Annotated in this window: 15 protein-coding genes, 1 tRNA gene and 1 pseudogene; 8 read left to right on the top strand and 9 right to left on the bottom strand. The window is 67.0% G+C overall.

From position 1 onward, the window contains the following. The first annotated feature begins 122 nt into the window (after positions 1-122). The gene (locus tag ACGFJ2_RS15815; protein WP_357959964.1) at positions 123-737 is read left to right on the top strand and encodes an integrase core domain-containing protein; all 615 of its coding nucleotides are present in this window, start codon (positions 123-125) and stop codon (positions 735-737) included. A gap of 56 nt (positions 738-793) precedes the next feature. Here ACGFJ2_RS15815 and ACGFJ2_RS15810 read toward each other — a convergent pair. Continuing rightward, positions 794-1,033: pseudogene (locus tag ACGFJ2_RS15810) on the bottom strand (NAD(P)-binding domain-containing protein); the annotation flags it as partial. Positions 1,034-1,603: 570 nt separating this feature from the next. Then, positions 1,604-2,509, bottom strand: a complete 906-nt coding sequence (locus tag ACGFJ2_RS15805; protein ID WP_393468577.1) for a LysR family transcriptional regulator — start codon at positions 2,507-2,509, stop codon at positions 1,604-1,606. A 93-nt stretch (positions 2,510-2,602) separates the two neighbouring features. Between ACGFJ2_RS15805 and ACGFJ2_RS15800 the strand changes: the two genes are divergently transcribed. The 3 genes from ACGFJ2_RS15800 (at position 2,603) to ACGFJ2_RS15790 (ending at position 5,628) form a co-directional block, all read left to right on the top strand. After that, complete coding sequence (locus tag ACGFJ2_RS15800) at positions 2,603-3,358, top strand: SDR family oxidoreductase (RefSeq protein ID WP_393468575.1); 756 nt, start codon at positions 2,603-2,605, stop codon at positions 3,356-3,358. A 102-nt stretch (positions 3,359-3,460) separates the two neighbouring features. Further along, entirely contained in the window at positions 3,461-4,345 is an 885-nt protein-coding gene (locus ACGFJ2_RS15795; RefSeq protein WP_393468572.1) for an MBL fold metallo-hydrolase, read from the top strand. Positions 4,346-4,620: 275 nt separating this feature from the next. Further along, positions 4,621-5,628, top strand: a complete 1,008-nt coding sequence (locus ACGFJ2_RS15790) for a phosphotransferase enzyme family protein (RefSeq protein WP_393468569.1) — start codon at positions 4,621-4,623, stop codon at positions 5,626-5,628. 539 nt (positions 5,629-6,167) lie between these two features. On the opposite strand, the gene ACGFJ2_RS15785 is transcribed toward ACGFJ2_RS15790, so the two are convergent. Beyond that, positions 6,168-6,241: transfer RNA gene (locus ACGFJ2_RS15785), tRNA-Ile, on the bottom strand. Positions 6,242-6,347: 106 nt separating this feature from the next. Here ACGFJ2_RS15785 and ACGFJ2_RS15780 point away from each other — a divergent pair. Beyond that, complete coding sequence (locus ACGFJ2_RS15780) at positions 6,348-6,743, top strand: histidine phosphatase family protein (RefSeq protein WP_393468566.1); 396 nt, start codon at positions 6,348-6,350, stop codon at positions 6,741-6,743. 106 nt (positions 6,744-6,849) lie between these two features. Here the strand turns inward: ACGFJ2_RS15780 and ACGFJ2_RS15775 are convergent, their stop codons facing one another. Then, positions 6,850-7,782, bottom strand: coding sequence for a LysR family transcriptional regulator (locus ACGFJ2_RS15775; protein WP_357959986.1), 933 nt, complete (start codon positions 7,780-7,782; stop codon positions 6,850-6,852). Positions 7,783-7,879: 97 nt separating this feature from the next. On the opposite strand from ACGFJ2_RS15775, the gene ACGFJ2_RS15770 reads away from it, so the two are divergent. Both ACGFJ2_RS15770 and ACGFJ2_RS15765 read left to right on the top strand, forming a co-directional pair. Next, positions 7,880-8,104 carry a DUF6158 family protein gene (locus ACGFJ2_RS15770; protein ID WP_357959988.1) on the top strand — a complete coding sequence of 75 codons (225 nt, stop codon included), beginning with the start codon at positions 7,880-7,882 and terminating at the stop codon, positions 8,102-8,104. After that, positions 8,104-8,340, top strand: a complete 237-nt coding sequence (locus ACGFJ2_RS15765) for a hypothetical protein (RefSeq protein WP_358189549.1) — start codon at positions 8,104-8,106, stop codon at positions 8,338-8,340. The genes ACGFJ2_RS15770 and ACGFJ2_RS15765 overlap by 1 nt, the downstream gene beginning before the upstream one ends. Before the next feature lie 76 nt (positions 8,341-8,416). Here ACGFJ2_RS15765 and ACGFJ2_RS15760 read toward each other — a convergent pair whose 3' ends face one another. Both ACGFJ2_RS15760 and ACGFJ2_RS15755 read right to left on the bottom strand, forming a co-directional pair. Continuing rightward, positions 8,417-8,578 (bottom strand): hypothetical protein, encoded by a 162-nt coding sequence (locus tag ACGFJ2_RS15760; RefSeq protein WP_357959995.1) that lies wholly within the window; start codon positions 8,576-8,578, stop codon positions 8,417-8,419. Further along, entirely contained in the window at positions 8,575-10,206 is a 1,632-nt protein-coding gene (locus ACGFJ2_RS15755) for a sodium:solute symporter family protein (protein ID WP_357959997.1), read from the bottom strand. Before ACGFJ2_RS15755 ends, ACGFJ2_RS15760 begins: the two co-directional genes overlap by 4 nt. Positions 10,207-10,281: 75 nt before the next feature. Here ACGFJ2_RS15755 and ACGFJ2_RS15750 point away from each other — a divergent pair, with 75 nt between their 5' ends. Further along, positions 10,282-11,061 carry a putative hydro-lyase gene (locus ACGFJ2_RS15750; RefSeq protein ID WP_357959999.1) on the top strand — a complete coding sequence of 260 codons (780 nt, stop codon included), beginning with the start codon at positions 10,282-10,284 and terminating at the stop codon, positions 11,059-11,061. Here the strand turns inward: ACGFJ2_RS15750 and ACGFJ2_RS15745 are convergent. From ACGFJ2_RS15745 to ACGFJ2_RS15735, 3 genes are all read right to left on the bottom strand, one after another. Continuing rightward, the gene (locus ACGFJ2_RS15745; RefSeq protein ID WP_393468560.1) at positions 11,058-11,420 is read right to left on the bottom strand and encodes a hypothetical protein; all 363 of its coding nucleotides are present in this window, start codon (positions 11,418-11,420) and stop codon (positions 11,058-11,060) included. The genes ACGFJ2_RS15750 and ACGFJ2_RS15745 overlap by 4 nt on opposite strands. Positions 11,421-11,549: 129 nt before the next feature. Continuing rightward, a complete protein-coding gene (locus tag ACGFJ2_RS15740) occupies positions 11,550-11,804 on the bottom strand; it encodes a GntR family transcriptional regulator (protein ID WP_393468557.1) in 255 nt (84 codons plus the stop codon). 1,120 nt (positions 11,805-12,924) lie between these two features. Beyond that, positions 12,925-13,149: phage major capsid protein (locus tag ACGFJ2_RS15735; protein ID WP_393468554.1), on the bottom strand; the 225-nt coding region annotated here is incomplete at its 5' end.

The following is a 13,149-nucleotide window of genomic DNA, read 5'->3' as shown; positions in this document are numbered from 1 at the left end:
GTCGGCGAGCAACATGATCGCGCCGAGGACCGAAGTCGTCGCCGAACCAGAGCCCGAAGCTGGAGAACAGCGCGCCGGTGCTCTTCGTGGCCGCCACCACGAGCCGACCCGGTCGGCCCCGGATGAGCAAGGAGATCCGGGACCTGATAGCACACCTGGCGCGGGAGAACCCGGCCCGGGGATATCGCCGGGTGCACGGTGAACTGGTCCGGCTCGGCTACCAGGTCAGCGAAGCGACCGTCCTGCGGAGCTGTCGGTCCGGCCCGGCTCCCCGAAGCACCGACACCTCGTGGAGCCTGCACGCCCAGGCGAAAGGGCTGCCGGCCGTCGACTTCTTCCATGTCGACACGGCCTTATTGAAGCGCCTGTACGTATTCCGCTTCCTCATCCGCGACCGAGACGCCAAGTTCGCTGTGACGTTCGACGAGGTCATCGCCAGCGAGGGCGTGACGGTGGTGAAGACCCCGCTGCGGACGCCGCGAGCCAACTGCTACGCCGGGCGGTGCGTGCGTACTGTTCGGGCCGAGTGCACCGGCCGCATGCTGATCTACAACGAACAGCACCTGCGGTCGGTGCTGAGCGAGTATGTCGATCACTACAACGGGCATCGGCCGCACCAGTCCCGCCGACAGCGACCGCCCGATCATGACGAGCAGACCGTCGTACCGCTGGCAGGCCGGATCGAACGCCGGAAGGTGCTCAGTGGGCTGATCAACGAGTACCGCCGAGCCGCATAGACGCTCCGGGGAAATCCCAGCTCAAGCCCAATGCGATGAGTTTTGAAGCGGTACAGGTCCGGCGCAAGGATCATCGTGAGGTTGGCCTCCTCGACGGCCTCGGCCGGCGTGACGACCCGCAGCCCGTCGTTCTCGGCCTTCTCACGGCTCTTGGAGCCCTCCGGCAGGCCGACGCGCACGTCCACGCCGGAGTCACGCAGGGAGAGCGCGTGGGCGTGGCCCTGGCTGCCGTACCCCAGCACGGCCACGTGACGCCCCTGGATGATCGACAGGTCGGCCTGATCGTCGTAGTAAATCTCGGTCACTTGCTCAAACCTTTCAGGCGGTACGGTCCAGCGCCCTGAGGGACCGGTCGGTGATGGAGCGGGCACCGGGCCCACCGCGGGGTCCACGCGGCGGGCCCGGAATGGACGCGGCTGGTGCCCAGCCGCGCCGGCCCTACTGGAAGTCGCATCCAGGGTTGGGGGCGTCGGTGGAGAGGGGCGTGCCGTGGGGCATGATGTAGGCGACATCGAGAACGACGGGCTTCTTGCCGAGGTTGCGACCGAGGTGCACGTATTTCGCGCGGCCACGCTGTTGTAGGCGTTGCGGGTGGCCGGGGAGCTGTCGGGAGGGGTCGCCTTGACCGCGTCCCACATCGCGTCGGCGTAGTCGTACAGCGCCTGACGTGCCCTGGCCTGGCGGGCCCGGTCGGCCGGCGACAGCTGGCCGAGCAAGTGGGCGTCCAGGTAGTGCAGCTCCTCGAGGAAGTCGATCGGCGGACGGCCGTTATCGATGAGAATGATCTTGCCTGGGCTCGTCCTGGGCGAGCCCAGGACGCCGGTGGTCTATGGCATCCGGCCGCACTGGGATGTGTCTGCGGGTTCTCAGGCGAGTGCGGCTGCCTGCCGGGGACGGTCTGCGGCGACCTCGACGGCGGTGTGGACGAAGCTGGCGACGGTGCGGGAGCGGGTGGCGTCGGGCCAGGCGGCCACGACCTTGCTCGGGCTCAGGTCGGCGACCGGTACGAAGACCAGCTCCGCCCGGCCGTGTTGGCGGGCGATGGAGAGCGGTATGTAGGCCACCGCTTGGCCGAGTGCGACCACGTCGAGTAGCTGGTTCATGTCGCTGATCTCGGGCCCGTCTGGTGTCTCCCCGGGACCGTTGGCCCAGTAGGCGGCCGTGGCCGTGTCGGTCTGCTTCGCCCAGCGTGGCATTGGTTCCCCGGCCAGGTCGGCGCGGCGCAGGCTGCGGCGCCGCGCCAGGCGGTGCCCGGCGGGCAGGACCGCAACACGCGGCTCGACGAACAGCAGTTCGGTGTCCAGGCCGCGGTCGTCGAACGGGGTATGCAGGAGCGCGACGTCGGCGGTTCCGGCGCGCAGGGCGGCGGCCGGTCCGCCGTCGTGGACGAACTGGACGTGCACTTGGGGCATGAATGGATCGTCCGCGCAGCGTCGTGTGATCTTGCTGAGCAGCTCGGTGCCGGCGCCCGCCTTGATGGCGACGGTGAGCCGGTCGGCCTGGGTGCCCGTGCGGCGGGTGCGCTCGAGGGCGGCGCCGATGGCCTCGACGGCGATCCGGCCCTGTTCCAGCAGTTCCTGCCCGGCCGAGGTGAGGTGGACGTGGCGGCTGGTGCGCTCCAGCAGGGTCACGCCGAGTTTGCGCTCCAGCTTGCCGATAGCGGTGGACAGGGGCGGCTGGGCCATGCCGAGGCGTGCTGCAGCACGGGTGAAGTTCAGTTCCTCGGCGACCGCGATGAAGTAGCGAAGCTCGCGCACTTCCACGTCATCCATATCCCCAGTGTATGGAACGAGAGCCAACGTGTCCTTCTGCTCAGGCTTGCGCGCTGGTGGACTGATCCCCGCCCGAAACGAAAGGGATTCACCATGAGCTTGGACGGCAAGGTCGCGCTGGTCACCGGCGGCAGCCGCGGCATCGGCGCGGAGATCGTGCGGCGGCTGGCAGCGGACGGGGCCGACGTCGGCTTCACCTACAACACAGGCAAGGACGAGGCGGAGAAGGTGGCCGGGCAGGTACGGGCGCTGGGACGCCGGGCCTTGACGATCAAAGCGGATCTGGCCGAGGCCGAGGCCGCCGCCGAGGTGGTGGAAGCGGTGGCGGAAGAGTTCGGGAAGCTGGACATCATCGTGAACAACGCCGGGGCCGTCTCTTGGGGGCCGCTGGCGCGAACGTCGGTGGAGAGCTTCGATCATCTCGTGGCCGTTGACGCACGGGCCCCGTTCCTGGTGATGCAAGCGGCGGCGGATCTGCTCAGCGACGGCGGCCGGGTGGTGAACGTCTCGTCCGGGGTCACCAACACAGCATTGCCGGGTAGCGCGCTCTACTCGGGCGCGAAGGCGTTCCTCGACCAGGTCACCAAGGTCGCCGCGATCGAGTTCGCCGCCCGGGGGATCACTGTCAACGCAGTGGGGCCAGGCGCCACCACGACCGGTCCCCTGGCCGACCCCTCGCCGGAACGGCGCGCGCAGATGGGCGCCGCTTTCGCGCTCGGCAGGGTCGGCGAGCCCGCGGACACAGCCGATCTCGTCGCCTTTCTGGCCTCGGCAGACGCCGCCTTCATCACCGGCCAGGTGATCTACAACACCGGCGGCCAGCACAGCCCTGTCGGCCGCGCCGTCTGACCGGGCGTCCACCGAGCCAGAGGCAACGTGGGCAAGGGGCTTCGGTCCATGCCTGATCCACCGGGTCAACGTCATTTGTGTCGCGCGAGGAGCAACCACGCCATGAGCAGCCATCCGCCCGATACCGGCTGGCACATCGATCAGCGCTGCACGAACTGCGACGTCGCCCGTCAGCTTGCCCCCGGACTGATCGGTGAGGTCGACGGCCGGTCGGCGGTCATCCGGCAACCGCGCACCGACGCGGAGGAACGGGCCATGCGCGCCGCCGCGTACGCCTGCCACACCCGCTCGATCCGGCACGACTCGCAGGGGCTGAATCCGACGCTCGACCCGTTCCCGCTGGCCCTGGACGAGCACCTCTACTTGTGCGGGCACAACTCACCGAAGACCGCGGGCGCCAACTCCTATCTGCTCTGCCGTCCGACCGGAAATCTGATGATCGACACGCCACGGTGGAGCTCCGTTTCGGCCGCGAAGTACGAGGCGCTCGGCCCGGTGACCGAGGTCCTGCTCACACACCGCGACCATGCCGCGCACGGCCGTCGTTACGCCGACCGGTTCGGTGCACGGCTTTGGATCCACGAAGGCGACCTCGACGCGGCTCCAGACGCCGACAAGATCATTCATGGCACCGAGCCGATCGAGATCGCCGACCCGGTGATCGCACACCCACTGCCTGGCCACAGCAAAGGCAGCGTCCTCTATCTCGCCGACAACATGTACTGCTTCAGCGGCGACAGCCTCTACTGGTCACGCACCACCATGGACATCGAAGTGTTCGACAGCGTCACCTGGTACTCCATCACTGAACTGGCAGCCTCACTGGAACGGACGGCACCACGCCTTCATTTCGAATGGCTGCTGCCAGGCCACGGAGACCGCAGACGCCTCACCACCCAGGACATGAAGCAGCGACTACAGAACCTGGCCACCCGCACCCGCAAACTGCCGCCGGCTCCCATCGACTTCTCCGCTCTTCGCTGGTGAACCGAACGACCTCGAAGAACACGACGAGGATCTGTCCGCCGCATGCGCCACCAATCGCGAACTCATGGCTTGGCTCAACCAGGCAACCGCTCGCCGGTGACCGGGGTGAGCCGAGATGGCAGAAATTCCGGTCATGAGCGGATCTTGAACTCTCTGACCTGCGAAATATCGAGGCAACGAGCTCCGTCGCGGGCCTCGCACCAGCCGTACTCTTGCTCTGAAGGGGGCCTATAACCGGTTGCCCGCCGACCTGGGCATGCCGCCAGAATTGGCGCATGACCGCCTCCGCCGACCTGGAGTTCCTGGCCCCGCTGCTGGCAGCGTGGGGTTTCCCCCCGGACACGACGATCATCCGAGCCGAGCAGGGGACCAACAACCAGACGTTCCTGCTTCGCCAGGGGGGCGTTCGATTCGTGCTCCGGGTCAGCCAGACCCAGTCCGCCGCGCAGGCCGGCGCCGAGCACCGGATCCTGCGGCGGCTACGGTCGGCCGGACTTCCCTTCCAGGTGCCTGAACCAGTCGCCACGCCCAGCGGGGACACGGTGATCGAGACCGCGGCCGGGCCCGCCACCGTCTGCCGGTGGATCCCCGGCGTGCAGCCCGACCTCACGGGCCCGACGGCACTCGAGCGCTTCGGCCGGGCAGCCGGGCTGCTCGGCGAGGCGATGCTGGGCGTGCCACCAGAAGACGGGCTGGGGGACTGGCGCGGTAATCCTCTGGCGCACCCCGCCGTGCCGCACGTCGGCGCCCTTTGCCATCAGCTGCGCGCCGCCGGAATCAGCGCGGAGCGGGTCGCCCGCCTCGACGCCGTGGCGCGCCGCGTCGGGCAGGAGTGGCCTGCGGGCGGTGGCGCGCTGCCGACCCAGGTCATCCACGGTGACCTGGCGGCCTCGAACGTGCTGGTCGACGAGGACACCGGGGAGGTGAGCGGGCTGCTTGACTTCGAGTTCGCCGGGGTCGGCTTCATGGTCCAGGACATGATGGCGGCGCTGTTCTACAGCGGGGCCCTGGAGACGCGTGACTGGCAGCTCCGCACGATGGCCTTCCTGCGGGGGTACGCCTCGGTCCGCCCGCTGGACGCCGCCGAGGCCGACGCGCTGCCCCGGCTGCTCCTCGCCCGGGCGGTCGGCAGCGCCCTGTCGCGGGCGGGCCGCTGGCTGAACGGGAAGGCACAGCTCGGCGAGGTCACCGACCGGATCCGCAAGCTGGAGGACACGACCCACTGGCTCGACGCCAACGGCGGAAAGCTCCAGTCACTCGCGGCCGCCAGCGGGCACCAGTGACTCGGAAGTACGGCTGGCGCGAGCCCCACGACATTCGGCTGGGGCGTCGACCGGACCGTCCAATGGATCACCGAGCGCATCGAGTCGGCCATCCTGGAAGCCTGACCGGCCGGCGCAGCCAGAATCCATCAGCCGCCCCTACGAGTGGTCTCAACTTGAAGAGCGACTTCCTCCTCATCGCCCTTGAGAGGGGTCTCACGCAGCCGTAAAGATCTTCGGCGACGGGAATGGCGCTACTGCCCCTATGACCTCGAACTGAACGTCGTCCTACATACAGGTGTCCGGAGCAGGGTGGCTCGACTTGGCGGGAAGAGCGAAAGTCGCGGCCTTGCTTGGGCCCCCTCCTGTGTCCAACCCGCGCCCACGCCGGCGTACGCGCGCAGGTGGCCGACCTCGACTCATGACCCGGAACCGTGGGGACGCATTGGGGAGAGACGTTCGCGAACGATCGGCTCCAGCCGTAGACAGCCGGACGTATGTGGCCCCCGCCCCGGCACAAAAGTGCAGGTCAGGCGGGGGTTTCTGCTGGTATCGAGAAGTAGGGCGGGTGGGACTTGAACCCACGACCCACGGATTATGAGTCCGATGCTCTGACCGGCTGAGCTACCGCCCCTTGCAAACATGCAGTCTTCCACACCTGAGCCCTCATGCCAGCATAGATCGTCCTCGTTCACTCAGCGCGTACGCCAGACACCGGGATCCATGGGTAGCGTCGGGCCATGGCGGTCAAGCTGATCTACGCCTCTGATCTGCGGCGGGCGGTGCAGACGGCGGAGGTCGCGTTCGGGGATGGGCGGGAGATTCGGCTCGACTCCCGGTTGCGGGAGTGCGACTACGGGATCTACAACGGGCGGCCCGTCAGTGAGGTGGCGAGGTTGCGGCGGCGGTTCATTGAGATGCCGTGGCCCGGGGGGCAGAGCTATCGGCAGGTGGTCGCGGAGACCGCGTCGTTTCTTGAAGAGGTGATGGACAAGTGGCAGAAGCGTACGGTGCTGGTCATCTCGCACTCGGCCAATTGGTGGGCGTTGCAGAATCTGCTTGAGGGCGTGGCGTTGGAGGAGCTCGTGGATGCTCCGTTCGACTGGAAGCCGGGGTGGGAGTACACCCTGGCCTAAGCGCCTAGAGCCCCCAAGAGCTCCCTGGCGGGCACGGGGAGGCGTGGCTCCCCGGCCCTCACTTACGAGATCGCGGCCCAGCGCGGAGGTCGGACATCAGGGCAGGTTAGGGAGCGGTGCCGAAGCCGGTGTTCCGTACCAGCCAGTCCTGGTAGACCGTGCTTCGCCGTACCACCTCCGCGTGGGTCTGTTTGGCCTGTTCCGCCACCCAGGCGGCATCCGGGGCGGCGGGGTGGTGGCCGAGGAGTTGCCGCCAGCGCAGCGGCGCGCCCGCAAGCGGGACCATCGCCAGGCCGGGGGCGGGCTGGTGGGTGGCCTGGCAGAGGGCCACGGCCCGGCCGACCCGGGCGAGGTGGGTGCAGGTGGCCACGTCGGTCTCATAGATCGTTCCCGGGGTGAAGCCGGCGCGGGCGCAGGCGGTGGCGAAGCAGTCGGCGAAACAGCCGTCGCCGGGCGTGACGGCCCAGCTTTCGAGGGCGAGTTCGGACAGGTCCAGCTCCTTCTCGCCGGCCAGCGGGTGGGTCTCGGCGAGCAGGGTGAAGACCGGGTCATAGCTGATCGTCTCCCATCGCAGCGAGCCCGTGGGGGTGCCGCCGTCGCCGCAGGCGCCGGTCAGCGCGTAGTCGAGCCGGCCGAGCCCGGTCATGGCGGTGAGTTCGTCGGCCGACCATGAGGTGTACGTGCTCACCGTCCGTTCCGCGGCGAGCCGGTCGACGAGGCCGCCGAGTATCGGCCCGTTCGTGGCGCCGATGCGGAAGCCGGGGGAGGGGGCCTGGGCGAACCGTACGGCCTCGTCCTGCAGTTCCTTGGCCGCCGGGAGGAGCACGCGGGCGCGGGCGAGCACCAGCTCGCCCAGCCGGGTGGGCCGGGCGCCGTGCCTGTCGCGCTCGAACAGGGTGCCGCCGAGTACCCGCTCGATACGTTTGAGCTGTGCGGTGAGGGCCGGTTGCGCCAGCCCGAGCAGGGACGCGGCCTTGCTCACACTTCCCGCGTCCGCGACCGCGCGAACGATCCTGAGGTGCCTGAGCTCGAGGTCCATAACGGGAAGGTAAAGCGGTGATCTCCTCCCGACAATGCCCTTATGTCAGGAAATGTGACACATATTGTCGGGCGCCTTCTGGGGTAGGGGCTACTCCATGACGATGATGGGAATCGATCCAGCGCAACTCCAGGACGACGACCTGCTGCGTGAGCTGCGGCAACTGCACACCACGCGGACCGACACCTTCCTGCACGGCTCGGACGACGCGCTCGCGCGCCACACCACCCGGACCAACCAACTGGAGAGCGAATACCTGCGCCGCTACCCGGAGCGCGACATCGACCCCGGGCGGCTGAGAGAGGGAGCGAGGCGACGCTGATGGCCCGAGATCACGATGTGCAGGCACTGTCCGACGTCGACATCCACGTGTACGAGGCGGTCGCCTCGCAGGCGGTCGAGTCCGGCGGCGCGGAGCTCGGCGCGCTGATCCGCGCGACCGGTCTGGAAGAGGAAGAGGTACGCCGGAGCGTGGCCACGCTGATCGAGCAGGGCTACGTGGTGCCGCGGGGGAACGGGTTCGGCCTGGGCGCTCATACGTTCGGGCTCGACTACTGAAAACCTCGACAGGGGGCGGCGGGCCGATGGGCCGGCCGCCCCCCGGCGTCGGAGGCGGGCCGGCCGCCCCCCGGCGTCAGATGCGCTTGACGCGGGCCCAGATCACGAAGGCGCCGCCGAAGACCGCCATGACCAGCCCGGTCCACAGATTGACCGCCGCCCCCACCACCCCGGCGATGATCAGGATCACCCCGTAGATCAGGAACAGCCCGCCGATCACCATTCTGATGTCGCTCACAGGATCACCCCGTACATCGCGGCGGCCAGGACGATCGCGCCCGTCCCGAGGATCACGGGCGAGCGGTACCACTTCTTGTCACCGGCCAGCGCGTCGTCCGCCAGGTCGACGGCGCTGAGCCCGTACACCAGCCCGCGCAGTTCCTCCACGGGCTTGGGCGTGGTGACCAGCGTGACCACCACCGAGACGAGCAGGTCGACGACGAAGGCCACGCCCGCGCCCCAGAAGCTGGCGTTCAGTTCGGTGCCGAAGTCCAGCATTCCGGCCTTGTACGCGATGTACGAGGCGAACGCGGACGCGGTCCCGGCCAGCAGGCCCCAGAAGCCGGCCCACGGCGTCATCCGCTTCCAGAACAGCCCGAGGATGAAGGTCGCGAACAGCGGCGCGTTGAAGAACGAGAACAGCGCCTGCAGGTAGTTCATGATGTTGGAGTAGCCGGCCGCGATGAACGCCGTGCCGACGCCCAGCGCGACGCCCGCGACGGTGGCGATCCTGCCGACCCGCAGGTAGTAGCCGTCGTCGCGGTCCTTGGCCAGGTGCGCCTGCCAGATGTCGTTGGTGAACACGGTGTTGAACCCGCTGATGTTGGCCGCCATCCCGGCCATGAACGAGGCCAGCAGCCCGGTCACCGCCACGCCGAGTACGCCGTTGGGCAGCAGGTCCTGCATGAGCAGCGGGATCGCGTTGTTGTAGGCCTGGCCCTTGCCCAGGTCCTTGAACAGGACGAGGGCGATCAATCCCGGCAGTACGGTCACCAGCGGGATGAACAGCTTCGGGTAGGACGCGATGATCGGGGTGAGCCGGGCGGCGTTGGTGTTGCGGGCGGATAATGCCCGCTGCACCTCGGCGAAGTTCGTGGTCCAGTAGCCGAAGGACAGCACGAAGCCCAGGCCGAACACGATGCCGAGCCAGTGGGCCTCCATCGGGTTCTTGCCCGCGCTGTCGGCCCACGTGTGCAGGCCGGCCTCGCCGAGCGCGCTCTGCCGTACCTTGTCGAACAGGCCGGAGACGCCGCCCACCTTGGCCAGCCCGAGGATGGTCAGCGGGATCAGGCCGGCCAGGATCACGAAGAACTGCAGGACCTCGTTGTAGATCGCCGACGACAGCCCGCCGAGCGTGATGTACGACAGCACGATCACCGCCGCCACCACCACCGACACCGGCAGGGGCCAGCCCAGCAGGGCCTCCATGACCAGTGCGAGCGCGTAGAGGTTGACCCCGGCGATGAGGATCTGGGCCACGGCGAAGGAGAGCGCGTTCAGGAGCTGGGTGGCGCCGTTGAAGCGGCGGCCCAGGAACTCCGGGACACTGCGTACCTTCGAGCGGTAGTAGAACGGCATCATCACGATGCCGAGGAACACCATCGCGGGCACCGCGCCGATCCAGTAGTAGTGCACGGTCATGGCGCCGTACTGGGCGCCGTTGGCCGCCATCCCGAGGATCTCGATCGCGCCGAGGTTGGCCGAGACGAAGGCCAGCCCGGTGATCCACGGGGGTAATCCACGGCCGGCCAGGAAGAAGTCGAGGCTCGAGCTGATCCGCCGCTTGGCGGCGAACCCGATGCCGAGCACGGTCGCGAAGTAGATCGCGATGAGCGCGTAGTCGAGGAGGTTCACATCAAGGCGCACGGCGTTCCCTACTACCCCGAAAAGTCAGAGTATGTCGGCGATTGCGGGCCCAGTTACCGGGCGTAATCTCGAGGTGTGGATGTCGCAGACCTGACCCCGGCGCAGGCGCGCGAGCGCTTCCGCGCGGGCGAGCGGGTGCCGACCGCGGGCTGGTGCTCCGGCTGGACGCAGGCCAATCTGATCGCCGTGCCCAAGGAGCTGGGCTACGAGCTGCTGCTGTTCGCCCAACTGAACGCACAGGCGTGTCCGGTGCTGGACGTGGGGGAGCCGGGGGCGTGGTCCACCGCCCTGTTCCCGGGCGACCTGCGTACCGATCTGCCGGGATACCGCGTCTATCGCGACGGGCGGCCGGTCGCCGATCTCGACGACGTGGTCGCCGAGTGGCGTGACGACCTCGTGGCCTTCCTCATCGGCTGCAGCTTCACCTTCGAGCAGGCGCTGCTGCGGGCCGGGGTGCCGATCAGGCACCTCGAGCTGGGGACGAACGTGCCGATGTACCGGACGAGCGTGCCCTGCCGCCCGTCCGGCCCGCTGTCAGGCCCGCTCGTGGTGTCGATGCGGCCGGTCCCGGCGGCGCTTGTGGACGTCGCGATCGAGGTCAGCGGCCACTACCCGCAGGTGCACGGGGCGCCCGTGCACGTGGGCGACCCGGCCGCGATCGGGATCACCGACCTCGGCCGGCCCGACTTCGGCGATCCGGTGGAGGTACGGGCCGGCGAGGTGCCGCTGTTCTGGGCCTGCGGCGTGACGCCGCAGGCGGTGATCATGGCCAGCGGCGTGGACTTCGCGATCGGCCACCTGCCGGGCCACATGGCGATCATCGACGCGCGCGACGACGAGTATCGGGTTCCTTAACCTGATTTGTCGGGGCGCGGTGGGATGCCCGCTCTTGACAGCTGCTCGCCGACCGGCGGCGCGCCAGGGCGGTTGTCGATCTCCAGGTGCGGTACGGCCGGCGGCTCGGACACCCGGATCGCCGCCAGGTACGCCTCGAACGCCGCCAGCTTGCCCGCGTCCTTCTCCAGCCCTCTGGCCACCAGGCGCTCGCGCAGGGTCGGCCCGTCCGAGCGGACCCAGATGAGCCTGACCGGGTCACCACCCAGCTCGCCGACCCAGCGCTCCCACAGCCGCGCCGAGTGCACCTGCGCCGTGAACGGGCCGTCGAGCAGCACCGGGCAGCCGTGCTCGCGGATCTGCCTGGCCGTCCTGGTCATGCCCGCGTACTCGTGCGCCTTGATGTGCTCGTCGTTCCTCTAAAGGGACCTCAAAAACAGGGACGTTAGAGTACGAAACCACCCATACCACTCTAGAGACAGGTATGAATCAGCTATGTCTAGACATGCTTACTTGCCTTGAGCCTTGACGAAGCTGCCCATGCCAGGACTAGTGAAGATCAAGCCGTCTGCCCGTAGTGCCCGATGGACCTTTTGGCCGGTGGCAGTAGCTATGCCGTAGATCGCTTGGAGCTGTAGCACTGACGGCACCTGGTCATCAGGGAGCAACTCCCCCGTCTCAATCTGTCGCTTGATCTCTTCGTAGACCTGGACCCACCGAGGGATGCCAGGTTGCCACTCCCAGCCCTGATCTTCGTTTGCCACAGAGGCAAGCTAAGCAAGGCACTATGTGCGAGGCGAGACATAACATGCCTGGTGAGCTATAGCATGGTGTACTACAGTGCTCTCTGAGACCTACCGCAAGGGAGAGGGGGCGCAGTGAACCCGTACACGCTCGGATACCTATCGGGATGGCAGTAGCGCGATGCCTGTTAGCGACCAAGTACGCAGCGACATTTGGAAGCTAAAGCATGAAGGGTGCAATGCTCAGGTAATAGCCAAGTGGACTGGTATAGGCATAGACACCATCCAACTTGTGCTTTCTGAGTCAGAGCCTAGACAAAGACCGGCATCTAGACAGTCTATGACGCTAGCAGAACGCGACGCAGAGGCTATTGCCGCTGGGCATGAAGCCCTCGCTCGGGCACAAGAGGAACGGAATAAGCAGCACCAAAGACGCTGGGAAGACCTGCAAAATTTGTATCCCCCAGTACGAGAAGCTTCCAACAATGAAGATCTGCGTAAGAGCCTGGCTTTCCTAGCAGCCAACGCGCCTAAGGAAACTGCTAGGAGACCCCAGAAACCTCCTAAAGGAGGGAGAGGCATTGACAGCTAATCAGGCAGGATTCACGGCAGAAGTAGATAAGCTTAATGGAGACCAGCTAAGTGGCAGGCGCTGTATAGTCTGCAACTCTGACTGGTACATACAAACTCTCTCGGGACCTGGATTCACCATTAGTCGCGTGCCAGCAACGGTAGCTGCTGGTGGTGTTCAGCTCTTTATGTGTGCCAGCCACAGGCAAGACTAGTCCCCAGAAATGTAGAGCCCCGAAGCCACTACGTGTGGCTTAGGGGCTCTTTGCATGGGTCGATAAATAGGCCACGAACATGGTCGAGATGAACATGGTGGCCTACTCGACAACCGGCATGCTGGTGGAACTCGCCCAGCATCATCACGGCCTTGGAGCTTGCCCTCCTGGGGTCGAGAGGATGCCCTTACGCGGACCTGAGAGCCACGCAGAGCCTTGGTCAGGGGCTCAGGGCTTGTCTGGGTGCGGCCTACCGGCACAGGCGCTATCAGCCGCCCCTGAGCGGCGCAGAAGAAGCCCCCTCTCTCGGGGAAGAAGGGGAAACCGAGAGAGGGGGCTTTTCAGTTTTTGGTCATTTAGCCGTTCAGGTTAAGCAGTCGGAACGCATCCGGCACAAGCACATCACTACTAGTGCGCTTATAGGCGTACCAACCTCGCTGACCGGTGGGACGCCGGTTAGTACCGAAAAGATGCGGAATAAATTCGACGGTGCTGCCGACCCGGTCAATGATGCAGAACTGCGTAAAGTCACCGGCTAAGAGAACGTAGTCGGCACCAGCCGCTAACGAACCATCCATGTG

It is taken from the genome of Nonomuraea sp. NPDC049028 (genome assembly GCF_043197735.1).
Lineage (GTDB): Bacteria > Actinomycetota > Actinomycetes > Streptosporangiales > Streptosporangiaceae > Nonomuraea.
This window is presented reverse-complemented; position numbering and strand designations above follow the sequence as displayed.

Excerpts from the sequence above, each read along its gene's own strand:
- ACGFJ2_RS15815 (WP_357959964.1), top strand. The coding sequence starts at position 123 with ATGAGCAAGGAGATCCGGGACCTGATAGCACACCTGGCGCGGGAGAAC.
- ACGFJ2_RS15805 (WP_393468577.1), bottom strand. The coding sequence starts at position 2,509 with ATGGATGACGTGGAAGTGCGCGAGCTTCGCTACTTCATCGCGGTCGCC.
- ACGFJ2_RS15800 (WP_393468575.1), top strand. The coding sequence starts at position 2,603 with ATGAGCTTGGACGGCAAGGTCGCGCTGGTCACCGGCGGCAGCCGCGGC.
- ACGFJ2_RS15795 (WP_393468572.1), top strand. The coding sequence starts at position 3,461 with ATGAGCAGCCATCCGCCCGATACCGGCTGGCACATCGATCAGCGCTGC.
- ACGFJ2_RS15790 (WP_393468569.1), top strand. The coding sequence starts at position 4,621 with ATGACCGCCTCCGCCGACCTGGAGTTCCTGGCCCCGCTGCTGGCAGCG.
- ACGFJ2_RS15780 (WP_393468566.1), top strand. The coding sequence starts at position 6,348 with ATGGCGGTCAAGCTGATCTACGCCTCTGATCTGCGGCGGGCGGTGCAG.
- ACGFJ2_RS15775 (WP_357959986.1), bottom strand. The coding sequence starts at position 7,782 with ATGGACCTCGAGCTCAGGCACCTCAGGATCGTTCGCGCGGTCGCGGAC.
- ACGFJ2_RS15770 (WP_357959988.1), top strand. The coding sequence starts at position 7,880 with ATGACGATGATGGGAATCGATCCAGCGCAACTCCAGGACGACGACCTG.
- ACGFJ2_RS15765 (WP_358189549.1), top strand. The coding sequence starts at position 8,104 with ATGGCCCGAGATCACGATGTGCAGGCACTGTCCGACGTCGACATCCAC.
- ACGFJ2_RS15745 (WP_393468560.1), bottom strand. The coding sequence starts at position 11,420 with ATGACCAGGACGGCCAGGCAGATCCGCGAGCACGGCTGCCCGGTGCTG.